This window comes from Streptomyces sp., assembly GCF_031178505.1.
Classification (GTDB): Bacteria; Actinomycetota; Actinomycetes; order Streptomycetales; family Streptomycetaceae; genus Streptomyces; species Streptomyces gulbargensis.
In genome coordinates this window covers 1-23,310 of sequence record NZ_JAPSIW010000025.1, presented here as the reverse complement: position 1 = coordinate 23,310, position 23,310 = coordinate 1, and the positions used below count along the sequence as shown (strand labels likewise).

20 protein-coding genes are annotated in these 23,310 nt (G+C 75.6%); 14 read left to right on the top strand and 6 right to left on the bottom strand.

The features are described 5' to 3' along the window. A partial coding sequence (locus RIF68_RS04240) for a helix-turn-helix domain-containing protein (protein WP_309049757.1) occupies nt 1-680 on the bottom strand: 680 nt, incomplete at its 3' end. Nucleotides 681-1,007: 327 nt separating this feature from the next. Here RIF68_RS04240 and RIF68_RS04235 point away from each other — a divergent pair. Then, complete coding sequence (locus RIF68_RS04235) at nt 1,008-1,928, top strand: hypothetical protein (protein WP_309049756.1); 921 nt, start codon at nt 1,008-1,010, stop codon at nt 1,926-1,928. A gap of 56 nt (nt 1,929-1,984) precedes the next feature. Here RIF68_RS04235 and RIF68_RS04230 read toward each other — a convergent pair whose 3' ends face one another. Both RIF68_RS04230 and RIF68_RS04225 read right to left on the bottom strand, forming a co-directional pair. Further along, nucleotides 1,985-3,304 (bottom strand): SWF or SNF family helicase, encoded by a 1,320-nt coding sequence (locus tag RIF68_RS04230; RefSeq protein WP_309049755.1) that lies wholly within the window; start codon nt 3,302-3,304, stop codon nt 1,985-1,987. Next, entirely contained in the window at nt 3,301-6,333 is a 3,033-nt protein-coding gene (locus RIF68_RS04225; protein ID WP_309049754.1) for an SNF2-related protein, read from the bottom strand. Before RIF68_RS04225 ends, RIF68_RS04230 begins: the two co-directional genes overlap by 4 nt. A gap of 261 nt (nt 6,334-6,594) precedes the next feature. On the opposite strand from RIF68_RS04225, the gene RIF68_RS04220 reads away from it, so the two are divergent. Both RIF68_RS04220 and RIF68_RS04215 read left to right on the top strand, forming a co-directional pair. Then, nucleotides 6,595-7,722, top strand: a complete 1,128-nt coding sequence (locus tag RIF68_RS04220) for an acyl-CoA desaturase (protein WP_309049753.1) — start codon at nt 6,595-6,597, stop codon at nt 7,720-7,722. A gap of 90 nt (nt 7,723-7,812) precedes the next feature. Further along, nucleotides 7,813-8,358 carry an MOSC domain-containing protein gene (locus tag RIF68_RS04215; RefSeq protein WP_309049752.1) on the top strand — a complete coding sequence of 182 codons (546 nt, stop codon included), beginning with the start codon at nt 7,813-7,815 and terminating at the stop codon, nt 8,356-8,358. 242 nt (nt 8,359-8,600) lie between these two features. On the opposite strand, the gene RIF68_RS04210 is transcribed toward RIF68_RS04215, so the two are convergent. The 3 genes from RIF68_RS04210 to RIF68_RS04200 form a co-directional block, all read right to left on the bottom strand. After that, nucleotides 8,601-9,602 carry a hypothetical protein gene (locus RIF68_RS04210; protein WP_309049751.1) on the bottom strand — a complete coding sequence of 334 codons (1,002 nt, stop codon included), beginning with the start codon at nt 9,600-9,602 and terminating at the stop codon, nt 8,601-8,603. Between the two features lie 147 nt (nt 9,603-9,749). Then, complete coding sequence (locus RIF68_RS04205) at nt 9,750-10,076, bottom strand: hypothetical protein (protein WP_309049750.1); 327 nt, start codon at nt 10,074-10,076, stop codon at nt 9,750-9,752. 305 nt (nt 10,077-10,381) lie between these two features. After that, the gene (locus RIF68_RS04200; protein WP_309049749.1) at nt 10,382-11,014 is read right to left on the bottom strand and encodes a methyltransferase domain-containing protein; all 633 of its coding nucleotides are present in this window, start codon (nt 11,012-11,014) and stop codon (nt 10,382-10,384) included. 151 nt (nt 11,015-11,165) lie between these two features. Here RIF68_RS04200 and RIF68_RS04195 point away from each other — a divergent pair, with 151 nt between their 5' ends. From RIF68_RS04195 to RIF68_RS04145, 11 genes are all read left to right on the top strand, one after another. Then, nucleotides 11,166-12,014, top strand: coding sequence for an MHYT domain-containing protein (locus RIF68_RS04195; RefSeq protein WP_309049748.1), 849 nt, complete (start codon nt 11,166-11,168; stop codon nt 12,012-12,014). Between the two features lie 216 nt (nt 12,015-12,230). Then, on the top strand, nt 12,231-15,263 hold the full coding sequence (locus RIF68_RS04190; protein WP_309049747.1) for a nitrate- and nitrite sensing domain-containing protein: 3,033 nt from the start codon (nt 12,231-12,233) through the stop codon (nt 15,261-15,263). Then, nucleotides 15,260-15,712, top strand: a complete 453-nt coding sequence (locus RIF68_RS04185; protein WP_309049746.1) for a roadblock/LC7 domain-containing protein — start codon at nt 15,260-15,262, stop codon at nt 15,710-15,712. Before RIF68_RS04190 ends, RIF68_RS04185 begins: the two co-directional genes overlap by 4 nt. Then, nucleotides 15,709-16,155, top strand: a complete 447-nt coding sequence (locus RIF68_RS04180) for a DUF742 domain-containing protein (RefSeq protein ID WP_309049745.1) — start codon at nt 15,709-15,711, stop codon at nt 16,153-16,155. Before RIF68_RS04185 ends, RIF68_RS04180 begins: the two co-directional genes overlap by 4 nt. Further along, entirely contained in the window at nt 16,136-16,750 is a 615-nt protein-coding gene (locus tag RIF68_RS04175; protein WP_309049744.1) for an ATP/GTP-binding protein, read from the top strand. The genes RIF68_RS04180 and RIF68_RS04175 overlap by 20 nt, the downstream gene beginning before the upstream one ends. Before the next feature lie 183 nt (nt 16,751-16,933). Then, nucleotides 16,934-17,347, top strand: a complete 414-nt coding sequence (locus RIF68_RS04170) for a roadblock/LC7 domain-containing protein (RefSeq protein WP_309049743.1) — start codon at nt 16,934-16,936, stop codon at nt 17,345-17,347. 163 nt (nt 17,348-17,510) lie between these two features. Next, the gene (locus tag RIF68_RS04165; RefSeq protein WP_309049742.1) at nt 17,511-18,701 is read left to right on the top strand and encodes a DUF6397 family protein; all 1,191 of its coding nucleotides are present in this window, start codon (nt 17,511-17,513) and stop codon (nt 18,699-18,701) included. A gap of 118 nt (nt 18,702-18,819) precedes the next feature. Continuing rightward, nucleotides 18,820-20,367: an ATP-dependent DNA ligase gene (locus tag RIF68_RS04160; protein ID WP_309049741.1), complete on the top strand. Its 1,548-nt coding sequence runs from the start codon at nt 18,820-18,822 to the stop codon at nt 20,365-20,367. A 109-nt stretch (nt 20,368-20,476) separates the two neighbouring features. Continuing rightward, complete coding sequence (locus RIF68_RS04155; protein WP_309049740.1) at nt 20,477-20,845, top strand: hypothetical protein; 369 nt, start codon at nt 20,477-20,479, stop codon at nt 20,843-20,845. A gap of 291 nt (nt 20,846-21,136) precedes the next feature. Further along, on the top strand, nt 21,137-21,931 hold the full coding sequence (locus tag RIF68_RS04150; RefSeq protein ID WP_309049739.1) for a polysaccharide deacetylase family protein: 795 nt from the start codon (nt 21,137-21,139) through the stop codon (nt 21,929-21,931). A 912-nt stretch (nt 21,932-22,843) separates the two neighbouring features. Beyond that, nucleotides 22,844-23,310 (top strand): helix-turn-helix transcriptional regulator (locus RIF68_RS04145; RefSeq protein ID WP_309049738.1); only part of this gene is annotated, 467 nt, incomplete at its 3' end.

The window sequence follows — 23,310 nt, the reverse complement described above, 5'->3', positions numbered from 1 at the left end:
GAGTAGCAGCCGTGGAAGTACCGGACTCCGTGGGTGCGGTGGTAGGTGGCCGGCAGCCGGTCGGGACGCCGTTGTTCGGCCCAGCCCGCGCCCGCGGTGGGACGGATCCCGAGCGGGCCGAACTCGTAGAAGGCGAAAACCCGGTCGGGGAAGCGGTCCAGGACGTGCTCGATACGGTCCAGCTTCGTCTCCCGTTCGGGGTCCGGGGACTCCTTCCAGGTCTTGGTGCGCTGGAAGGTGACGCCGCGGCGGGCGAGCAGGCACCGTAACGCCTCACGGCCGATGCGGATCACCCGGCCGTGCACTTTGCGCAGGTAGGCGACCAGCTTGCGCAGCGACCAACGGGTGAACGGCTGGCCGAGCTTGACCGGGCGGGTGGTGGCCGTCGCGATGAGGAAGTTTTCGTCGTCATCGCTGAGTTGGCGGGGACGGCCTCCCGCCCACCGAGGGTCCAGGCAGGCCAGGCCCTTCTCATTGAACGCGTGGATCACATCGCGGACGGTGTCCTCGTCGGCCTGCACCAGCTGGGCGATTACCGGTACCCGGTTCCCGCCGGCCGAGGCCAGCAGCATCATCGCCCGCCGGTAGCGAACCGAACTGGTGCTGCCCCGGCGCACGATCTGCTGCAGCTCCTGACCCTCCTGATCGGTCAGTCTGCGCACACGGACGGGCTCGGCCACCGCGCCTCCAGCGGTCGGATCGGATGTCACCGCACATCCAACCGCTACGACCGCCAACCCGGCGAACCTATGCGGTCATAGCACTAGGGGTGTCTTGCCGATCGGGCCGGATCGGGGAGCGGCGTCCGGTGCTCGGGTCTTCCCCGGCCCGGGACGCCGCGGGTCCCGCCCTGCGGGCGGACGCCGCTCCTTTCCGGACGGGGTCCGGCACGCCGGGCGGCGGGGGAGGGTGACCCCGCCGCCGGAGTTGGTCACGATTCGGTGGAGGGCCCGGTCAACGGCCCGATATGGCTCGCCACATGGCCGGGAACAGGCGACGCTGGTCCTGTGCCGCACCAGCCGATCGTTCCTCCGCCGCCGGGCCGCCGGCCGGGCGTGTCGGACGCCTCCGATCCGACACCGCCCGTCCCGGACGCCCCGCACCGCGTCTCCGCGCCTGACGGCGTGTCCGTCCCCGCCGCGACACCCGCCGTCCCCTCCCGCGCGGCCCGCCGGGCGCGTCGCATCGGCGTTCCCCTCGTCCCGCTCCTCGTGGCGGGTCTGGTCGTGACGGCCTTCACGGCGGTCGGCGGCGAGGCGGAGCGGGGCCCGGCGGCCGCATCGCCGACGGCCGGCGACGCGCCCACCCCGGCCACCGGCCGGGCGGAGGCCGACACGCCGACGGCCGGCACTCCCGTCCCGCCGCCGGCGGACCGGCGCGCCGACCCGCACGAGGAACGGGCCGTCCCGGTGCCCTCCCCGACGGCCGCCGTCACCGTCACCGCCACGCCCCGTGCCACGAGCGCCCCGGCGACCGTCCGCCCGCGTCGGGGCGGTCCCGCACCGGCACCCCGGACCGGCACCCCCGCGCCGGCTCACCCGACGCACCGCGCCCCGGCCGACGTCCCCGCTCCCGGCAGCGGCGTCTCCTTCGAGGAACTGCGGGTCGGCGACTGCTTCGACATCGACCGCGCCGCGCCCGGCACCGTCGTCCGCCGCGCCTGCGACACGCCCCACGACGCCGAGGTCGTCGCGCGCCCCCTCCTGGCCGGCCCGTACGCCGACGACCGCGCGGTACGGGAGGCGGCGACCGCGCTCTGCCGCCTCCCCCTGCGCCACAAGGCGGACCTCCAGCCGGTGGGCACCCGCTGGACCACCTTCGTCCAGTACCCCTACCGCACCAGCCACCTCCTGGGCTCGGACCGCGCGGCCTGCAGCCTCGCCACCCCCGCGGGCACGGGAACCCGCCTGACGCGACCGCTCCAGTAGCCGGACCGGGAGCGGCCAGCGGGGCCGTACGCCGCCGCCACGCCCCGGGCCGGCCCTCAGGCCGTCCCGGGCTCCCCGGTGAACACGCCGAAGGCCGCGGCCGGATCGTGGTCCGGCGGCCCCACGGGTGCCCAGCGCGTCCCCGTCCTCCGGTACGGCCACCAGCGGCCGTCCGGGGCGAGGCGGAGCTGCGCGTCCGTGCCCGCCACCGTCCAGCGGGCGCCGCCCGTCCGGCGCAGGGACGGGCGCTCACCGTCCTCCCAGGCCCGCTCCAGCCGCGCCGCGGCCGAGGCCAGGGTCGCCGGGTCCGGGGCCCACTCCTCCTCCAGTACGGCGAGGCCGGCCGCGCCACCGAACCGCCAGGCCCGCGCGGCCAGGTCCAGTTCCGCCCGTGTCCGGCCCGAACCGGCGGCGAGCCGCGCCACCGCCCACGGCGCGGGTGAGGCGGCGGCCAGCCGGGCCGCGTCCTGGGCCACCGTCAGCCTCTCCATGCCGCCGCCCGGGCCCTCGCCCTCCGCGGGGGCACCGCCGAGGAGCTGCCCGAGCAGACGGTGCGCGCGGGCCGCCGCGTCCGCCGCGAGGAATTCCAGGGCGGCGGGCTCGACGCCCGGCTCCGGGTCGGTCCCGGTGACGAGCGACGGAGGCTCGCCCGGTTCCGCGCGCACGGCCGGCGGGGCGGGCAGCGGCGGCAGGATGTCCCGCGCCGCGTACGCCTCCGCGGCCGGCACGCCGGGCGTGCCGGCCGGGTCGGCCGCGGGGCCCGACCCGTCGGACGCGGTGGCCGCCGCGGCCGCGCGGCGCGTGCCCCGGGCCTGGAGTTCGTCGAGGACGGCCCGCTCCCCGCGCCCGCGCATCAGGAGCAGGACGAACGGGTCCTCGTCGAGCAACCGCGCCACCTGGTAGCAGAGCGCCGAGGTGTGCGCGCAGTGGTCCCACGCCTCGCACCCGCACTCCGGTTCCAGGTCGCCGATGCCCGGCAGCAGTTCCAGGCCGGCCGCCGCCGCGTCCTCCACGAGGTGCGGTGGCATCTCCCGTTCGAGCAGCGCCGCGACGTGTCCCGCGCTGTCCACGGCCAGATCGAGCAGCCGCTCCCACTCCTCCTCGGAGAGTTCCCGCACCAGCACGTCGGCGCGGTGCGCCGTGCCGTCACGGTCCCGCACCAGGGCGGTGATCCGCCCCGGCCGCACCGACACCGCGCCGACCGCCCCGGCCCGGGCGTGCCGCCGTCCTGCCTTGAGCTGCTGTCCGTCGAGCGCCGTGTCCTCCAGGGCCTTCAGCCATGCCCGGCCCCACCAGGTGCGGGCGAACGCGGCACCCCGCGCGGCAGGCAGGGCCGCGAACGTCCGCTCGTCGCCCTCGTTCCCGTACGCGCTCATCGTCCGTCCCCTCCGTCCTCTCGCAGTCGTACGAGCTCCGCCAGTTCGGCGTCGGTCAGTTCGGTCAGCTCGGGCGGCGTGTCGCCGCCGCCGAGCACGGCGTCGGCCAGTTGGCGCTTCCGGTCGAGCATCGCGGCGATCCGGTCCTCGACCGTCCCCTCCGCGATCAGCCGGTGGACCTGGACCGGCCGGTCCTGTCCGATCCGGTAGGCCCGGTCGGTGGCCTGCGCCTCCACGGCCGGGTTCCACCAGCGGTCGTAGTGCACGACGTGCTCGGCCCTGGTCAGGTTGAGCCCCGTGCCGGCGGCCTTGAGGGAGAGCAGGAAGACCGGCACCTGTCCGTCCTGGAAGCGGGCGACCATCGCCTCCCGCTCGGCCACCGGCGTACCACCGTGCAGGAACTGGGTCCGCACCCCGCGCGCGGCGAGGTGCGCCTGCAGAAGCCTCGCCATCGCCACGTACTGCGTGAAGACGAGGGTGCTCGCCCCTTCGGCGAGGATCGTGTCGAGCAGTTCGTCGAGCAGTTCGAGCTTGCCCGACCGGCCCTCGATGCGCGGATCGTCCTCCTTCAGGTACTGGGCGGGATGGTTGCAGATCTGCTTGAGCGCGGTGAGCAGCTTCACGACCAGGCCGCGCCGTTCCATTCCCTCGGCGGCGGCGATCGCCTCCAGGTTCTCCCGGACGACCGCCTCGTACAGGCCGGCCTGTTCGGGCGTGAGCGAGACGGTCCGGTCGGTCTCCGTCTTCGGCGGCAGCTCGGGCGCGATGCCCGGGTCCGACTTGCGCCGGCGCAGGAGGAAGGGGCGGACGAGCGCGCCGAGCCGCTCGGCGGCGGCCGGATCGCGTCCGCCCTCGACGGCGGAGGCGAAGCGGGTGCGGAAGGCGCCGAGGGAGCCGAGCAGTCCCGGTGTCGTCCAGTCGAGGATCGCCCACAGCTCGGAGAGGTTGTTCTCCACCGGCGTGCCGGACAGCGCCACGCGCGCGCGTGCCCGGAGGGTGCGCAGCTGCCGGGCGGTCGCCGAGTAGGGGTTCTTGACGTGCTGGGCCTCGTCCGCGACGACGAGCCCCCAGTCCTGCCGGGCCAGCCGCTCGGCGTCCAGCCGCATCGTGCCGTACGTGGTGAGGACGACGGTGCCGGCGGTGAGGCCGTCGAGGTCGCGCGTGGTGCCGTGGAAGCGGCGCACCGGCGTACCGGGCGCGAACTTCTCGATCTCCCGCTGCCAGTTGCCCATGAGGGACGTCGGACAGACGACGAGCGTCGGCCCCGCGGAGGCGGGGTCGGTCTGCCGGTGCAGGTGCAGGGCGATGACCGTGATCGTCTTGCCGAGGCCCATGTCGTCGGCGAGACAGCCGCCGAGACCCAGGGAGGTCATGCGGTGCAGCCAGTTGAGGCCGCGCAGCTGGTAGTCGCGCAGGGTGGCCGTGAGCGCGGCGGGCTGCTCGATCTCCCGCGCGCCGCCCTCCGGGTCGGCGAGGCGTTCCCTCAGCCGCTCCAGCCAGCCGGTCGCGGCCACTTCGACGGTCCGGCCGTCGACCTCGGTGGTCCCGGTGAGCACGGCCGCGAGGGCGTCGACCGGTGTCACCTTCCGGTCCCGCCGGTCGACGGCGCGCCGCACCTCGCCGGGGTCGACGAGGACCCACCGGTCGCGGAGCCGGACCAGGGGCCGCCCGGCCTCGGCGAGCTGGTCGAGCTCGGCACGGCTGAGCCGGTGGCCGCCCACGGCGAAGCGCCAGTTGAAGGCGAGCAGCGCGTCGGCGGAGAGCAGCGGGGGCGGACCGGAGGAGCGTCCCTCCCCGGACCCGGCACCGCCGTCGCCTCCGTCGGCCCCGTCGTACGGTTCCCCGGCCACGTCCCACGCCCCGGTGACCGCCCCGTGGCCGGCCGCCCCGCCGGCTCCGTCGCCCTCCCCTTCCGGGGGGCCGATGACCGCCACCGAGGTGAGACGGTCCGTCAGTCCGCGCGGCCAGTGGACCCGTACCCCCGCCGCGGCGAGCGCGTGCGACGCCGGCCCGAGGAGCTCCGCGACCTCCTCGTCGGCCAGTTCGACGGCGTCGGGCACGGCCGCCGCGAGCAGCGGGGACAGCGGCGCCCAGGCCCGCGCGGCCCGGCGCAGTGCGAGCAGGGCGTCCATACGGGCGCGGGGACCGAACGACGCGGCGGCGCGGCCGGAGCCCGCCCACAGGTCGGCCGCGTCCGCGACGAGGGCGGGGTCGGCCGCGCCGTGGACCTGGAGGACGGCCCGGAAGGCGGGTGCCTCCCGCGACGCGTCGGTGAACCCGGGCAGTTCGAGGCGGAGGGACAGCCGTACGCCCGCGTCGTGGACGGCCGCCACCTCGGCGGCCCACGCCCGCTGTTCGGGGACGGCCTGCGGAGCCTCGCCCGCGAAGGCCGGACCGCCGGCCACCAGCGGGGCGGCGGGGGTACGGGGGAGGGTGTCGGCGACCGCGTCCGCGAAGGCGCGCAGCAGCGCCTCGGGTTCGGGCAGCAGCGGCGGCCCGTCGGCCGTCAGGGGGACGGCGTGCGCGGCCGGCGGCATCGAGGCGGCGAGCGTCCGCAGCTCCGCCAGCTCGCCGGGGCCGAGGGGCCCGGCCCGCCAGGCGTCGAGGCCCCCGGGGCTCAGGCCCGGGAGGACGAGGCCCCGGGCGACGAGGTCCAGGGCGAGGAGGGCGGCGGCTCCCCAGAAGGCGGTCGCGGCCGGCGCGCCGCCGGCGAGGCGGGCGGAGGCGAGGAGCGGCAGCGCGTCCCGGACCGTGAGGAAGCGGGCGGGCACGGCCACGGGGCGCGGGTCGTCCCCGTCCACGACCGTGATCTCACCGGAGGTGAACGGCGCCGGAAGCGCGGGGACGTTCGCGGGGGAATCCGTGCGGGAGTCCGGGGCGGGCGAGGGGCCCGGCGCGTCGGGCAGGGGTTCGCCGTCCGGTGACCAGAAGGCGATCAGGCCGGCGCGCGGCGGGTCGGAGGGCAGGAAAACGGCGGAGTGGCAAGCGAGTTCGCGGGCGGATGCGAGGGGACCGTGCGACAGCGACAACGCATTCCTCAAATTTGACTACTGGGCGGAGCGGCCGACCTTACCCCACCCGCGCCCCCCGTGGGCGCGCTCGCCGAGTGATCCGTGCCACACCGGTGGGGCCGGGGGTGGGGCGAACCCCACCCCCGGCCCCGGGCGCGCCCCCCGCCGGGGCCGGGTGGTGCCGTCATGGCCCCGGCCGGGCCGGGGCCCGTACGTTCTGAGGAGACGGCGCACCGCGGTGCGGACCGCCACCCCACCCACAGAAACCGGAGCCCGTCCATGTCCCAGGCCACCGCGCCGCCCCCGCTCCCGGCACCCGCTCCGCCCCGGGACGGCCCCCGCGCGCCGTCCCCGCCCACCGCCCCGGCGGGCACCGCGCGCGGCAGCGAGTTCGCCCCGCTGCTGCGCACCATCAGGGAACAGGGGCTCCTGGACCACCGGCCCGGCTGGTACGCCCGTGGCATCGCGGTCAACCTCCTCGGCATCGCCGCCGTCGTCGCCGGGCTCGCTCTCCTCGGCCCCTCCTGGTGGACCCTCCCGCTCGCCGTCCCCCTCGCCCTGCTCTCCGCCCGCGCCGCCTTCGTCGCCCACGACGCCGGCCACGCGCAGATCACGGCCGACCGCCGCACCGGCAGGATCATCCAGCTCGTCCACGCCAACCTGCTCCTCGGCATGAGCCGGGAGTGGTGGAACGACAAGCACAACCGCCACCACGCCCACCCCAACCACCTCGACAAGGACCCCGACGTCGCCGCCGACGTGCTGGTCTTCGCCGCCCACCAGGCCGCCGACCGCCGCACCGCCCTGCGCCGCTTCCTCACGCGTCACCAGGCGTGGCTGTTCTTCCCGCTGACGACGCTGGAGGGCATCGCGCTCAAGGTGTACGGCATCCAGGCCCTGCTCGCGAAGGACGGCCCCTGGCGCGGCCCGCGTGAGCGCCGCGTCGAAGGAGCCCTCATCGCCGCCCACCTCCTCGGCGGCGCGGCCCTGCTCCTGTTTCTTCTCACGCCTGCCCAGGCGCTCGTCTTCGCGCTTCTCCACCACATGGTGCTCGGTGTCCACCTCGGCCTGGCCTTCGCCCCGAACCACAAGGGCATGGACCGGCCCGACGAACACGCCGACGGGGACAGCTGGGGGCATCTGCGCCGCCAGGTGCTGACCTCGCGCAACATCCGCGGCGGCGCCCTGACCGACTGGTTCCTCGGCGGCCTCAACTACCAGATCGAGCACCACCTCTTCCCCAGCATGCCGCGCCCCCACCTGCGCCTCGCCCGGCCCGCCGTACGCGCCCACTGCCGGGCACTCGGCGTCCCGTACACCGAGACCGGCTTCGTCGACTCCTACCGGCAGGCCCTCGGACACCTCCACGAGGTGGGCGCGCCGCTCCGCGCGGACCGTGGCGAGTAGGGTGCGAACGGATCACATGAGGTGATCGTCGAACCGGGGGAGGGACGCGGTGCGCAGGCGCCCCCGGACAGGGGAGAAGGGGACTCCGACATGAGCGACGCCATCGTCCTGACGGTCAGCAGCAACGGCGCGTACTCGTTCACCAAGACCAACCGGGAGGCCGTCACCCTCCTCGCCGGGCTCGGCGTAGAAGGCGACGTCCACGCGGGCGAGACGGTCAAGCACCGTTCCCGCGTCGCCCAGGACCCGACGCGGCCGAACCTCCGTCAGGTCCACCTCATCCACGCCGAACTCTTCGAGGAGGTCGCCGGCGCCGGCTTCGAGGTGGCTCCCGGCGACCTCGGCGAGAACATCACCACCCGCGGCATCGACCTGCTCTCGCTGCCCACCGGCGCCCGGCTCCACCTCGGCGAGGAGGCCGTGGTGGAGGTCACCGGCCTGCGCAACCCGTGCGTGCAGATCGACCGCTTCCGCGGCGGACTGCTCAAGCAGGTCCTCGGCCGTGACGAGAACGGCGAGGTCGTCCGCAAGGCCGGGATCATGAGCGTCGTCCTGACCGGCGGGGAGGTGCGTCCCGGCGACCCGATCCGGGTCGAACTGCCGGAGGGCCCGCACCGCCCCCTCGAACGGGTCTGAGCCCGTCCCGTAGCGGGGACTCTGTCCCTTCCCGGGCGCGGTACGCGGCCTCGGGCGCGCCGCCCGCCACTCCTGCGGGACCCGCGGGTGCCAGGGCGACGCCCGGGAGCGGGCGCCCGGGAGCCTCCGAAGGGACGGCGGTACGAGGGCGGGGCGCCGCATCCTCCGGCGCGTCCCACCCCGTCCCGGACCATGGGCCGGGACCACGCCTCGGGCCGCTGCCCCCGTGGGCCCGGCGGAGGTCAGGAAGGGCGTATCGCGATCGCGTCCAGGGCTTGCAGGAGCGAGGGGAGGCGCGGCCCCCGGGCCACCGGGAAGACCTCGCGGGGCCGGTCGTCCAGGAGCACGAAGGCCATGTCGTCGGTCCGGGCGACGAACGACCAGCCCGGCCCGTCCGCACGCAGGACGCGGGCGTCCGCCGTGGCGAAGGAGGACCTCACCCGCCCCACCGGAGGAGGCGCCTCCAGATAGCCGCGCAACTCGGCCAGCGCCCGCCGCACCCCGTCGTACGGATCGGGGGAAGCGACCCCCGGCGCGGAGCCGTCCCGCGTACCGCCGCGGGCCGCGGGGACCCGCGCGGGACCGCTGTCCGCGGTGCCCGCCCGGGCCGCACGGTCCTGCGCGGGACCGCCACCGTCCCGCGTACCGCCCTGTGCCGTACCGCCCGCGCCCGGGACCGTCTCCGGGCCGCCCGTCTCCGGGCCGGTGCGAGGACCGTCCTCCGCGCCCGCACCGAAGGCCGTGGCGACGCCGGCCCGCCAGTCCGCCCACCGCAGCGCCACCTCGTCGGCTCCCAGCCGCCGCTGGGCAGGTCCCCACGCGTCACCGGACGGCGGGACCAGCGGCGGCGGATCGCCCGCCTCCGGTTCCGGGTCGTGCGGCGCGGGAACCCCCGGGGCGCGGGAGACGACCGCCAGGGGCCAGCCGGGAAGCCCGGCCACCACGGAATCCCCGTCGGGGGAGAGGTCGTAGGGCATGCCGCAGTCCCACGCGGAGATGGCCGTCGCGACCAGCGACACGTCCTCCACGACCACCGTCCACCGCGCGCCGAGCCCGTCCTGGCCGAGGACGAGCCCGTACCCCTCCTGGTACGGCTCCAGGCCGAGTGCCGCACAGGCGGCCGGGTAGTCGTCGCCCAGGACGCTCGGGAATCGCGCGGGCGTGAGCAGCGCCGCGGTCAGCACGAACAGCGCGTCGGCGTCCGCCTCGGCGACCGCGTCGGCGGTCGGTTCCGTCCCGGCCACGGTGGCCTCCCCTCGGCTCGTCGGCGCACCTTAACCAGTGAGTAACCCGCGCGTCGAGAGGTCTCGGGCGACAGGCGGGACCCGTCCCGCGCGGCGGCGAAGATCATCCGGGCGGACGGTGATGCTCCGGGGTTTTCGAGCAGCCCCTCATCCCTCCCGCAGCCCGAGGAGCGAGCGGGCCACCGTCCCGGGCGATTCGTTCCGTTCCCGGGCGAGCGCGATGACCGCCCGGCAGGCCAGCTCGTTCACCCCGAAGGAGAGCGCACCCGGTGAGACCCGGCCGGCGGCCTCCTCCGCCCGCGCCTGATCGTCCTCGGCGCACGCCGCCACGTACTCGGCCGCCGCCTCGAACAGGTTGTGCCCCTGCCGGGCACGGGGCGCGGGCGCCGGACGGGACGGGTCCGCGGCCCGCCGCGCGGAGGGAAGGAGCCGGCGGAGCCGCTCCGGGAGCAGTCGTTCCTGTATTCCTGCCACGACCTGCCGCCTTTCCCCGGGCACGACTGCCCGGCACTTCCACGGTAGGTGGCGAAGTGCCGGTACAGAAGGGGGCGTTGTCGAGCCCGCGCCCCTGCCGGGCGGAGGAGACCGTCGAGCCCGGCACCCCCCTGGCGGGAGCGGTGTCCGACGCCTTCCGGCGGGGTTCCGGGCGGTGTGAGGAGGTACCCGCCGCCAGGGTTCCGGCACCGTAGGGCGAAGTGGGCCGTTCGCCGGGCAGACGCCCCTGTCCGCGGGACCCGGTGTCCGGCGAAGGCCCCTCCTGCCTCGGCCCGCCCTCGATGTCATCCTGCCGTCCCCGGGCGCCCCTGGCCCTCACGGACGGCGAGGGCCAGGTACCGCTCGTCCTCGTCCACGTACTCCGTGAGGCGCCAGCCCGCGGCGGCGAGCAGGGGGCGCAGCCGGGGTTCGGCCCGGAGGTCGTCCGGGGTGATCCGGCGGCCGTGACGGGCCGCGAGGGCGGCGCGTCCGACCGGGTGGAACAGCGCGAGCCGGCCTCCGGCCCGTACCACCCGGGCGAGTTCGCGCAGGTCGGCGGCGGGGTCGGCCAGGTGTGAGAGCAGACCGGCGCCGAAGACCGCGTCGAGCGCCCCGTCACGCAGCGGCAGGCGCGCCACATCGGTGAGGAGGAGGGTGGCCGGGCCGCCGGGCCCGCCGCGCCCGGCCCGTTCCGCCTGGTCGAGCATCTCCGGCGTGAGGTCCGCCCCGATCACCGTTCCCCCCGGACCGACAGCGGCGCGCAGGGGCGGCAGGGCGCGGCCGGTCCCGCAGCCGGCGTCGAGCACCACGTGACCGGGGCGCAGTCCGAGCCCCGCGACGGCCGCGGCGTAGGCCGGACCGTCGTCGGGGAAACGGCTGTCCCATCCGGCCGCGCGGACACCGAAAAAGGATCGGACATGTGTGGGGTCGTCGCTCATGACGTCATGATGGCCCACTCGGAGGAGTGAACCATCGGTGCGCACGTTCGAGCGCGGTGTGATCGTTCGGGATCATCTCTCTGTCATATTCCAGCAGCTTTCGAAATGCGCCCCTAGTGCGCCCCCTTGTGCGCACTAGCGTCCCGAGGCCATGGGACACCTGGACCACGCCACCTTCGGCTGGCTGACACCTGTGCTGTCGTACGCGATGGCCTGCACCGGCGCGGCCCTCGGCCTGCGCTGCACCGTCCGCGCCCTCGACGCGACCGGCCGGTCCCGGCGGAACTGGCTCATCACCGCCGCGTCCGCCATCGGCACCGGCATCTGGACGATGCACTTCGTCGCGATGCTCGGTTTCGGCGTCACGGGCACCGACATCCGCTTCGACGTCCCCCTCACCCTCCTCAGCCTGCTCGTGGCCGTCGGGGTCGTGGGCGTCGGCGTCTTCGCCGTCGGTTACGGACGCGACCGCATGCGTGCGCTCCTGATCGGTGGCGCGACCACCGGGGTCGGGGTGGCGAGCATGCACTACATGGGCATGGCGGCACTTCACCTCCACGGCCGGATCACGTACGACCCGCTGTACGTGGCCCTGTCGGTCCTCATCGCGGTCGTCGCCGCCACGGCGGCCCTCTGGGCGGCCCTCAACGTCCACGCGCCGGTGGCCGGAGTCGCCGCCTCGCTGGTGATGGGAGCGGCCGTCACGAGCATGCACTACACCGGCATGCTCGCGGTACGGGTCGACGTCGTGCCGTCCACGGCTCCGCTGGCGGGTGTCACGGTCATGCAGTTCATCTTCCCGCTCGCCGTGGGCCTCGGCTCCTACCTCTTCATCACCTCCGCGTTCGTGGCGCTCTCCCCGACGGCCGCCGAGCGGGCGGCGTACGCCTCCGCCGGACTCCTCACGGAACCGGACGAACGCGCCGTGGACGTCGCCCCGCCCGGCTTCCGCACCCGTGGCGGCACGGTGAAGACCGCGGGCGTCCCCGGCGGGTCCTGACCCATGACCGGGCAGCAGCGGGAGCGCCGTCCACCCCCGGGGACCGGACCACTTCGTCCCTGAGGGCCTCACCCCGGATCCCGGCCCGCATCCCGCGCCGGCACCGCGCCCCCGGCCGCCGGGCCGCGAGGACCCGCACGCCGGGGGCCAGGACCATCCCCTCACCCCCACCCACCCCACGACCGACCGATCAGAACCAGCCGGAACGAGGAGGCCATGCGAACTCCGCGCACACCCCAGGACGCCGGGGCGGCACCGCCCGTACCGCCGGCGGCGGCCGCGCGCGGGCGGCGCGCTCACGCCGGGCCGCCCGCCGGGGAACCACGCGGCCGGCCCTCCGGAGGCCCGGCTTCCACGGAGTCCTCCGCCGGCCCCGACCCCGTCGCCCGACCGCGCGCCACACGGCTCCGGCGCCTGCGGCCCCGTACCGTCCGGGCCAAGATCGTCTCGCTCCTCATGGTCCCGGTCGTCTCGCTCCTCGCACTGTGGGGCTTCGCCACCGTCACCACCGCCCAGGACGTCGCCCACCTCCGCCGCCTCCAGCGGCTCGACGCCGAGATCCGTGAACCGGTGACCGCCGCCCTGACCGCGCTCCAGACGGAACGGCGCGCCGCCGTCCACCAGGCGACCGCCCCCGCGGCCGCGCGGGCCGCCGCCCTCGGGGAGCGGATCCGGCACACGGACGAAGCCGTCGACCGCCTCCGGCTCGACGCCACCCACACCGTCGCCGACACCGGCCACCTCCCCGGCGACCTCGCCGCCCGGGTGAACGGATTCGTCGGCTCGGTCGAGGGCCTCACCCGTCTCCGCGCCGCCGCCGTCGCCGGCCGCGCGGACGCGGACCAGGTGCACACGGCCTACACCGACGCCGTCTCCGCCGCGTTCGCCGTCCACGGCGCCCTCACCGGCATGCAGGACGCCCGGCAGGGCACGCAGGCCCGCGTGCTCCTGGAGCTCGGCCGGGCCGGGGAGATGCTGGCCCGCGAGGACACGCTCCTCGGCGCGGCGCGGCTCACCGGCCGCATCGCCCCCGAACACCTCCGTGCCTTCGCGGGCGCCGCCGAGACCCGCCGTACCCTCACGGCCTCGGCCACCACCGATCTGCCCGCCGCCGAGAGGGCCGCCTGGGAGCGGTTCGCCGCCGGGGGCGAACTCGCCGCACTGACCCGGGCCGAGGACCGGATCCTCGCCGCCGCCCCGGGCCGCCCGGCCGCCCCGGCGGTCCCCGCCGCCGAATGGGACGCGGCCGTGACGGCCGTACGCGGCGGTCTCGCCGCCGTGGAGTCCGACGCGCGCGCCGCCGCGGCCGACGGCACCGATCCGATCGCCGGAGGAGCCCTCACCACGGGCGGAGCGGCCGTCGTCCTCGGTCTCGTGGCCGTCGCCTCCTCCCTCGTCATCTCCGTCCGCGTCGGCCGCGGCCTCGTCGTGGAGCTCGTCAGTCTTCGCAACACCGCCCTTCGCATCGCCCGGCGCGAACTCCCCGCCGCGATGCGCCGGCTGCGCGCCGGCGAGGAGATCGACATCAGGTCCGAGGCACCCGCCGGGCCGGACTCCCCGGACGAGGTGGGCCAGGTCCACGAGGCCCTCACCACCGTCCACCGCGCGGCCCTCGAAGCCGCCGTGGAACGCGCCGAACTCGCCGACGGCATCTCCGGCGTGTTCGTGAACCTCGCCCGCCGCAGCCAGGTCCTCGTCCACCGCCAGCTGAACCTCCTCGACAGCATGGAACGACGCGTCGACGATCCGAACGAACTCGGCGACCTGTTCCGGCTCGACCACCTCACCACCCGCATGCGCCGCCACGCCGAGAGCCTGATCATCCTGTCCGGCGCCGCGCCCGGCCGCGCCTGGCGCGTGCCGGTTCCGCTCACCGACGTCGTCCGCGCCGCCGTCTCCGAAATCGAGGACTACGCGCGCGTGGAGGTGCGCCGGCTGCCCGAGACGGCAGTCGTCGGCGGCGCCGTCGCCGACCTCACCCACCTCCTCGCCGAACTCATCGAGAACGCCACCCAGTTCTCCCCGCCGCACACCAAGGTCCGCGTCAGCGGCGAACCCGTCGGCAACGGTTACGCCCTGGAGATCGAGGACCGGGGACTCGGCATGGGCGGCGCGTCCCTCGCCGAGGCCAACGCCCGCATCGCCCGGGCGGAGGCGCTCGACCTCTTCGACAGCGACCGGCTCGGCCTGTTCGTCGTCAGCCGCCTCTCCGCCCGGCACGACATCAGGGTCCACCTGCGGACCTCGCCCTACGGCGGCACCACGGCCGTCGTCCTGCTCCCCACGGACCTGCTCCAGAGCGCCCCGCCCGAGGGCGACGACGCCCGGCGCACCGACGCCACCCGAGCCGCCGGCGAGCCCGCCCCGGGACCGGAGGGACCCGCCGGCCTCCGCGCCGGCCGGCGGACGGACCGCGGAGGGGCCGGAGAGCCGGGCGGTGGTACGGGGCAGGCCCGGCACGCCGCACACGAACAGGGGGAGGCACGCCGCGCCGAGGCGCGCCGCTTCGCCCGTGCGCAGGACCCTGCACCGCCCGTCGGCCCGTCCGACGCCACACCGCCCCGGACGGGCCCCAGGGCCCTGCCGCGGCCCGCCGCCGTCCCCGCACCGCCCGCAGCGGAGCCCACCTCCCCGCGCCCCGCCCCGCCGAACGCCACGGCCGGGGTCACGGCCCTGCGCCGGCCCGGCTGCTCCGTCACGACGCCCCCGGAACGCCCGCCCGCCGCGGTGGCTCCCACCGACGCGGAAACGGAACTGCCCCGACGCGTACGGCAGGCGAGCCTCGTCCCGCAGCTGCGGGAGGCCCCGGCCCCGGCCGCTCCGCCCGTACCCCCGGCGGCGGTGGCGCTCGAACGCACACCGGAACAGGTCAGGGAGCGGATGACCGCCTACCACGACGGCTGGCGGCGCGGCGGCACCTCCCCGGGCAGCCGCTCCCTGGGCGCCCGTCCCGACCCGCACGGAAGCCCGGACCCCGACCCGTACGAGGGCCCGGACCGCGACGCGTACGTGAACCGGTACTCCGACCCGTACCGGGCCACGGCCCCCGCCCCGTACGCGGGCCCGGCCTCCGCCCCGTACGCGGGTGTCACCTCCGGCGTGCACGGAAGCACGGATTCCACCCCGAGCGACGGCCTCGCCCCTGACCTCGACACCCCGGCGGGCCACGGCCGGCCGGACGGCCGGGAGACCGGCAGCGCCTCCGCCCTCCCATCGCGATCCGCGCGACCCGAAGGAGACGACGCATGATCGACCATCAGACGACCGCCACCCCCCACCGCTCCGGCGAACTCGACTGGCTCCTCGACGACCTGGTCACGCGTGTCAGGGAGGTCCACCACACCGTGGTCCTCTCCGGCGACGGCCTGGCCGTCGGCACCTCCAGCGGGCTCAGCAGGGAGGACGCCGAGCATCTGGCCGCCATCGCCTCCGGCTTCCACAGCCTCGCCAAGGGCGCCGGACGCCACTTCGGGACCGGCGGCGTCCGGCAGACCATGGTCGAGATGGACGACGGCTTCCTCTTCGTCGCCGCGGCGGGCGACGGCTCCTGCCTCGCCGTCCTCAGCTCCGCGCGCGCCGACATCGGCCTCGTCGCCTACGAGATGGCCCGCCTCGTCAAACGCGTCGGCGAGCACCTCCACACCCCGCCGCGGGTCACCGCGGCACCACCCGCCGCCGGCTGGGCGGAGACCCCATGAACGAGGACATCACCGGCGAGGACACGCCCGGCGCCGACAGGCCGGGCGAGGGCACCGCCGCCCCGGGCGGCCACTGGTACGACTCCGAGGCGGGCCCGCTCGTCCGCCCGTACGCGATGACCGGGGGCCGGACCAAACCGGGACCCAGCAACGTACGGTTCGACCTCATCGCGCTGGTCGTCGTCGACGACGACCCTCCCGGCCCCGCCGAGGAGTCCCTCCTCGGCCCCGAACACCGGTCCCTGCTCGCCCGCTGCCGGGCCGAGACCCAGTCCGTCGCCGAGCTCGCCGCCGACGCCGATCTGCCCGTCGGCGTCGTCCGGGTCCTCCTCGGCGACCTCCTCGAGTCGGGCTTCGTCCGCGTCAGCAGGCCCGTACCTCCCGCGCAGCTCCCCGACGAACGCATCCTGAGAGAAGTCATCGATGGCCTACGAGCGCTCTGAGAGCACCGGCGACGGCAGCGCCGACACCACCGCTCTCGCCCTGAAGATCCTGGTCGCCGGAGGCTTCGGCGTCGGAAAGACCACGCTGGTGGGCGCGGTGAGCGAGATCCGGCCGCTCCGCACGGAGGAGCGGCTCAGCCGGGCCGGGGAACTCGTCGACGACACCGGGGGAGTGGACCGCAAGAGCACCACGACCGTCGCCATGGACTTCGGCCGCATCACCATCCGCTCCGGCCTCTCCCTCTACCTCTTCGGGACCCCGGGCCAGGACCGCTTCTGGTTCCTCTGGGACGAACTCTCCCAGGGGGCCCTGGGGGCCGTCGTCCTCGCGGACACCCGGCGCCTGGAGCACTGTTTCCCGGCGGTCGACTACTTCGAGCACCGCGAGATCCCCTTCGTCGTGGCCGTCAACTGCTTCGCGGGCGCCCGCGCGTACGGCGCGCACGACGTCTCCCGCGCGCTCGACCTGGATCCGGGCACCCCCGTGGTGCTGTGCGACGCCCGTGACCGGGACTCCGGGAAGGAGGTGCTGGTCCGGCTCGTCGAACACGCGGGGCGGACCTACACCGCGCGGCTCCTCAACAGCGCCGGTTGAGCCGGCGGCCCCCGCGTCCGCGTGGCGCGCGCCGACCGGATGCTTGCCCTGTCCACGACAGTGCGTAAGGCTTGCCGCGACACGCGGACCGCGACGGTACGGCGACACGCCGCACACGGCACGGAGCACGGGGCTTTTGGTCGACGGCCGTCGGGGGACGCACCATCGAGGGGGAGGACCAACATGGCGCTGGACAAGGAACTGGACTGGCTCCTGGACGACCTGACCCAGCGGGTCGGCTCCATACGGCACGCGCTCGTGCTGTCCAACGACGGCCTGGTGACGGGCGCGAGCAGTGAACTCCCGAGGGAGGACGCCGAGCACCTCGCGGCCGTGTCCTCCGGACTCCACAGCCTCGCCCGCGGGGCGGGCCGGCACTTCAAGGCCGGGCGGGCCCGGCAGACGATGGTGGAGTTCGACGACGCGCTGCTGTTCGTGACGGCGGCGGGCGAGGGCAGCTGCCTCTGCGTGCTGAGCGCCGCCGAGGCGGATGTCGGCCAGGTGGCGTACGAGATGACGCTCCTGGTCAACCGCGTCGGTGAGCACCTCGGCGTGGCCGCCCGCCATCCCGGCGGGCTGGACGACGACCTCTTCTGACCGGCACGGGCGGTTCACCACCGGGCGGTTGTCCACAGGCGGCCGTCCACAGGATGTCCCGGTGTCGTCACTCTGCGTTACTGTTCTGGTGGAGGGTCGAAGGGCCGATCGGGCCCGGATCCCTCCACCGAGACATACGGACGCACGGGGGAGGACCGGGACGATGGCCGGCGACGAGAGCGGTAGCCGCACCGTGACGGCGGCACAGGCCGCACGGCACCTGGAGCTGAGGCGCGACGAGTTCCGCCTCGCGGCGCAACTGGGCCTGGTACGGACGGTGGCGCCGGGCGCCGCCTCCGGTACGGGAGCGGGTCTCCGTGCTGGCGGCGGGGCGGCGGTCGGGGCCGGGCCTCCGGAGCGCGGGAGGGTCGAGGTGAGCGAGCTCGACCGGCTGAAAGGCGCCCCGGACTTCCCGGGCGGCCTGCGGGAGCGCGTCCGGGCGGTGGGGACGAGGGAGGCCGCCACCATCCTGTCGGTCACACCCGAGCGGTTCACCAAGCTGGCCAGGACCGGGCACCTGAGTCCGGTGCGCTTCTACCTGAACCGCTACCGGGCCGTGGTGTGGCTCTATCTGGCGGGCGAAGTGGGCGAGTTCGCCCGCGCCCACCCGGAGCTGCTCACCGGACGGCTGCCGCCGGACGTCCGTGAGCGGCTGGCGGCGGGCCAGGACAGCCGCGCGAGGAACTGGCGGTCCCGGCGGCTCTCCCTCCTCCTGCGGACCACCACCGACGCGTGGGGGCGGGCCGCCGCCGTCACCTCGCTGCTCGACCCGGACGAGCTGCCCGTGCTCGTCGCCGACCCGTACGAGCGCTCCCACCTGGACCGGCTGCGCCCGCCCCCGCCCACTGCCGGTCTCCCCGCCTCCCCGGCCACCCGCGAGATCGTGCGGCACCTGTCCCTCGCCGACGAGGCGGACGAGATCCTGTGGCTCCGCGGCGCCCTGACCGACGCCCTGGCGGAGGCCCGTGCCGCCGCTCCCCTCACAGGCCTCGCCCCGCCCGGGCCGATGCCCTCGCCGGTGCCCTTGAGGGCGAGCCCGCCCGATCCGCTCCCGGCGGAGTCCCTGCCGTGGGCGGCGACCGATCGGGTACTGACGGCGCCTCCGAGGCGGCTCGTCCCGCGCGCCGTCCCCCGGACCGTGCCTCCGCCCGGGGCCACGCGTGAACCCGACCGGGCGATGGCCCTGTCAGGAGCCGCACCTCCTCCCGCGTCGTCGCCGGCGGGTCGCCGGAGCGACCGCACCCGCCCGCCGGGACGCCGGGCCGGAAACCGGTTGCGTGAACTGCTGCGCCGCCGGGGGCCGAGGGCCCGGGCGGGAGAGCGGGGTTGGGGGCGGCCCTCGGCCTGGCCCTGACAGCGAAACCCGCGACCGGGACCGGAGTGACGGCCCCGGGGGAGCGCGCACCTCACCGGCCGCCGCGGTGTCCGCCGGTCGGGGTGCGGCACGGGTGCGGCGCGGGCAGGATGGGCGCATGCTGCTCGCCCGTGTCGCCGAGGTCTCCCAGGAGGTGACGGCCGCGTCCGCGCGGTCGCGGAAGACGGCTCTGCTCGCGGGCCTCTTCGCCGAGGCCGGCCCTGAGGAGAGCCCGCTCGTCATCGCCTACCTGTCGGGCCGGCTCCCGCAGGGACGGATCGGCGTCGGGTGGAGCACCCTCAAGGAAGTCGCTCCGCCTTCCGTCCCGCCCGCGGCGGAACCCACGCTCACGCTCGAAGAGGTGGACCGGGCGATGACCGGGCTCGCGGCCGTCGGGGGAGCGGGGTCGCAGGCCGAGCGGACCCGCCGTCTTCGCGCCCTCTTCGCCGCCGCCACCCTGGACGAGCAGCAGCTGCTGCTGCGGCTCCTCTCCGGAGAGGTCCGCCAGGGCGCCCTCGACGCCATCGCTCTGGAAGGGGTGGCGAAGGCGGCCGGAGTGCCGGCGACCGAGTTGCGGCGTGCCGTCATGCTCGCGGGTGCCCTGCCGCTCGTCGCCCAGGCCGTGCTCGCCGAGGGAGCGGAAGCCCTCGCCCGGTTCACTTTGCGGGTCGGCAGCCCCGTCCAGCCCATGCTGGCCCACAGCGCGGGCACCGTCGCCGCGGCGATCGCGGCGCTCGGCCCCTGCGCCGTCGAGGAGAAGCTCGACGGCGTCCGTGTCCAGGTGCACCGGCTCGGGGAGGAGGTCCGCGTCCACACCCGTTCGCTCGACGACATCACCGACCGGCTCCCCGAGGTGGTCGAGGCGGCCAGGTCCGTTCCGGCCGACGCGTTCGTCCTCGACGGGGAGGTGCTCGCCCTGGATCCGGCCACCGGCCGCCCGCTTCCGTTCCAGGTCACCGCCGCCCGCGTCGGTTCCCGTACCGACGTGGCCACCGCTCACGCCGCGCTGCCCCTCACGCCGGTCTTCTTCGACGTCCTCGCCGTGGACGGCGAGTCCCTGATCGACCGGCCCGGCCGTGAACGGCACGCCGTTCTCAGCCGGCTCCTGCCAGAGGTCCGGCGGGTCCGGCGGATCCTGGTCACGGACCCCGACGACCCCGCACAGATCGAGGCGGCCGAACGGTTCTCCACCGAGACGCTCGACCGCGGGCACGAGGGCGTCCTCGTCAAAGGGCTCGACGCCCCCTACGTGGCGGGGCGGCGCGGCCGGGCCTGGCTGAAGGTGAAGCCCGTCCACACCGTCGACCTCGTCGTCCTCGCCGCCGAACGAGGCCACGGGCGCAGGACCGGAACACTGTCCAACCTCCACCTCGGTGCCCGCGACGCGGACGGCGGCTTCGTCATGCTGGGGAAGACGTTCAAGGGGCTCACCGACGAGATGCTGCGCTGGCAGACGGAGCGGCTGCGGGAACTCGCCGTCTCCGACGACGGCTTCACCGTGCGGGTGCGGCCCGAGCTCGTCGTGGAGATCGCGTACGACGGACTGCAGCGGTCCACCCGCTATCCGGCGGGCATCACGCTCCGCTTCGCGCGGGTCGTCCGTCACCGTCCCGACAAGTCGGCGGCCGAGGCCGACACCGTCGAGCGGATCACCGGTACCGGCTGAAACGGTCACCGGACATCGCGGGACCGGGCGTCAGGGGGGATGCTGGATACGTGCCCCGACCGGCGCGTGGCACGACGAGCGACCTCGGGACACGAGGAGATGAGCGACCGTGTACGACTTGCACATCGACACCGACGTCACCGTGCAGCTGAGCGACTGCTGCCGGGAGGACGCCAAGGCCGTCCTGGACGTCCTCGACCGCTTCTACCAGCTCGAGGACGTGACGGTTCCCGGCTCCGCCGACGCGGCCGGACCCGCCCCCACCGTCTGGACCGCCACCTTCGACACGGCGGGCGGCCGGCGCCAGGAGGTACGGCCTCCACAGCTCACGGACAAGGTGGGGGCGGTCCTCACCGGCGGCTACCACGCCGTCGGCGAGGTCGAGAAGGTCCTCGCCGAAGGCTTCGACATCCAGTCCCTGCAGTCGGTCTCCGGAGACCAGGAGACCGAGGCCAGACTCCTGCTCGCCTCCCGCTGAGCGGAAGGCGCCCCGGTCCCCGGGCGGAGCGGACGGGCCCCGCCCGGGTTCCTCCACGCCCGCGTCCGCACGTCCCGCACGCCCCGGCCCGCGCGCCTCCCCGACCCGCGTGCCTCATGGGCCGGACCTCGACCCCGCGCATCCCCACGGCGCCTCGCACGCCCTCCGCGACCCCGCCGGTGCCCCCGGTATACACCGTGTGTAGAGTGCCGGGAGCGGCCGGACGGCACCGCCCTGACCAGGCGGTGGGCAGCCGCCGGCGAAGCCATCACCGGGGAAAGCGGGTACCACATGTTCCGATCCAGGACGGGCCGTCGCAGGGGCGCTCTCGCCGCTCTCGCCGTGGCGTCACTGATGCTGACGCTCGGCGGCTGCGGGGTCGACGCCGTCACGCCGCAGGACGCGCGGGAGGACGCGCGGGAAGAGGCCGGAGGGGACGGCAAGGGGGGCACGGCGGCGCGCCGCGTCGACTGCGAGAAGGTGAAGTGCATCGCCCTCACCTTCGACGCGGGCCCCGGCAAGGACACCCCCCGGCTTCTCGACATCCTCAAGGAGAAGGACGTTCCCGCCACCTTCTTCCTCCTCGGCAGGAAGCACGTGGACCGCTACCCCAAGGTGGTCAAGCGCATCGCGGACGAGGGCCACGAGGTCGCCAACCACACCTGGACCCACCGGATCCTCACCGACCTCGACGAGGCCCAGGTGCGCGAGGAGCTGTCCCGCACCCAGGACGCCGTCGAGCGGATCACCGGCCGCAAGCCCACCCTCATGCGCCCGCCCCAGGGCCGTACCGACGACAAGGTCTCCGAGGTCAGCCGGGAGCTGGGGCTCGCCCAGATCCTCTGGAGCATCACCGCCAAGGACTACGCGACGACCGACACCGCGCTCATACGTCAGCGGGTGCTCGACCAGGCCCACGGGGACGGCATCATCCTCCTGCACGACATCTACGACGGCACCGTCCCCGCTGTCCCCGGCATCATCGACGAACTCAAGAAGCGGGGCTTCACGTTCGTGACGGTGCCCGAACTGCTCGCCCCCGGCACCGCGGAGCCGGGCACCGTCTACCGGCCCGAGAAGGACTGACAGACCCGCCGAAAAGGCGTGAGGTGACTCACACCGGACGCGGGCGGTACGCGGAACACCCGGAAAAGGTTTATCGTTCATCTGTATGTGACTGCGAAGGGGTCCGGTCCCCAGGTCCCCCCCTCGAGGTGACCGCCCTCGCGTCACGCCGCCGAGTCCCGGTTGGAACCCCCCGTCCACCCGGGGCTCGGCCTTTTTCCGTCGGCTCACACGGCGCCCGAACGGCGCGCACGACGGCGCATGGAACACCTTCGGGTGACTCCCCGCATGACGGACCCTCCCTCGGGCAGTGATCATCCGGGTCGGCGAAGAACTTCCGCCGGCCCCTCTGACCAGGCACGACCGTAGGGGCGTCCATGCACCACCACACCCCGCCCACCCGCCGGGCCCTCCTGACCGCCGCCTCCGCGCTGCTCCTCACCCCCTGCGCCTCCGTGTCCCCCGCCGCCCCCGGCAAGCCGGCGCGCGCCGCCGACCGGACCGCCGAGGACCGCCTCGTCGAGGCCGCCGCACACCGGCTCGTGACCGAGCGGCCGGCCCGGCGGCGCCCCACCTTGCCGGCCAGGGCCCGTGCGCCGGGCGAGGACCCGACCCTCCCGGCCGGCCGCCTCGGCGCCGGCCCCGGCGAGCCGTCCCCCGTGCTCGCCAAGGGCGCGACGTCCGCGCCCACGGCGACGGCCGCCCCGCCGTCGCCCGCGACCGGCTCCCCGGCGACCGGCACCGCCGGCCCGGGGCCCGGGTCGCCGTCGACACCGTCCGCGCCGAGGCCCCGGGCGTCCCGTCCGGGTCTCGGCCGCCGGGCTCCACCGCTCCACGCCGCCACCCCTTCCGGCAGGCCCCGACGCAACCCTTCACGGCACGGGGCATTGGATAGGGTGGCGGCGTGGAGCGGGTTGGGAAGGCAGGGCGGCAGTGACGGACTTCGACGCGGTCGACGCGCTTCTCGCGGCAGTCGCCCCCGAGGCGGAACTGCCCGCCCCCGGGGAACGCATCCGGCTGCGGGAGAGCGCCCGGCTCACCAAGGCCCAGGTGGCGCGTGCCCTCGGCGTCAGCCCCACCACCCTCGCCGGCTGGGAAGCGGGCCGCGAGCCCTCCGGGGAGACCCGCACCCGCTACGCCTATCTGCTCGACGGCCTCCGCGCCAGACTGGACACCCCCGCCGCACCGGCCCCCGCGCCGCCCGCCCCGGACCGGGACCCCGCACCGGCGGGAGGGCCCGCGCCGGTACGGGCGCCCGCCGCGGACGACGGCGATCTGGTACGGGCGCCCGCCGCGGACGACGGCGATCTGGTACGGGCGCCCGCCGCGGACGACGGCGAACGGCTCGCCGAGCCCCGCCCGTGCGTCCTGTGCGGACACCCCGCCCACCACGAGGTCGC

Bases quoted from the DNA above. Each gene is read 5' to 3' on its own strand.
- RIF68_RS04230 (WP_309049755.1), bottom strand. From the start codon at position 3,304: ATGAGCGCGTACGGGAACGAGGGCGACGAGCGGACGTTCGCGGCCCTG.
- RIF68_RS04220 (WP_309049753.1), top strand. From the start codon at position 6,595: ATGTCCCAGGCCACCGCGCCGCCCCCGCTCCCGGCACCCGCTCCGCCC.
- RIF68_RS04215 (WP_309049752.1), top strand. From the start codon at position 7,813: ATGAGCGACGCCATCGTCCTGACGGTCAGCAGCAACGGCGCGTACTCG.
- RIF68_RS04200 (WP_309049749.1), bottom strand. From the start codon at position 11,014: ATGAGCGACGACCCCACACATGTCCGATCCTTTTTCGGTGTCCGCGCG.
- RIF68_RS04195 (WP_309049748.1), top strand. From the start codon at position 11,166: ATGGGACACCTGGACCACGCCACCTTCGGCTGGCTGACACCTGTGCTG.
- RIF68_RS04190 (WP_309049747.1), top strand. From the start codon at position 12,231: ATGCGAACTCCGCGCACACCCCAGGACGCCGGGGCGGCACCGCCCGTA.
- RIF68_RS04185 (WP_309049746.1), top strand. From the start codon at position 15,260: ATGATCGACCATCAGACGACCGCCACCCCCCACCGCTCCGGCGAACTC.
- RIF68_RS04180 (WP_309049745.1), top strand. From the start codon at position 15,709: ATGAACGAGGACATCACCGGCGAGGACACGCCCGGCGCCGACAGGCCG.
- RIF68_RS04175 (WP_309049744.1), top strand. From the start codon at position 16,136: ATGGCCTACGAGCGCTCTGAGAGCACCGGCGACGGCAGCGCCGACACC.
- RIF68_RS04170 (WP_309049743.1), top strand. From the start codon at position 16,934: ATGGCGCTGGACAAGGAACTGGACTGGCTCCTGGACGACCTGACCCAG.
- RIF68_RS04165 (WP_309049742.1), top strand. From the start codon at position 17,511: ATGGCCGGCGACGAGAGCGGTAGCCGCACCGTGACGGCGGCACAGGCC.
- RIF68_RS04160 (WP_309049741.1), top strand. From the start codon at position 18,820: ATGCTGCTCGCCCGTGTCGCCGAGGTCTCCCAGGAGGTGACGGCCGCG.
- RIF68_RS04150 (WP_309049739.1), top strand. From the start codon at position 21,137: ATGTTCCGATCCAGGACGGGCCGTCGCAGGGGCGCTCTCGCCGCTCTC.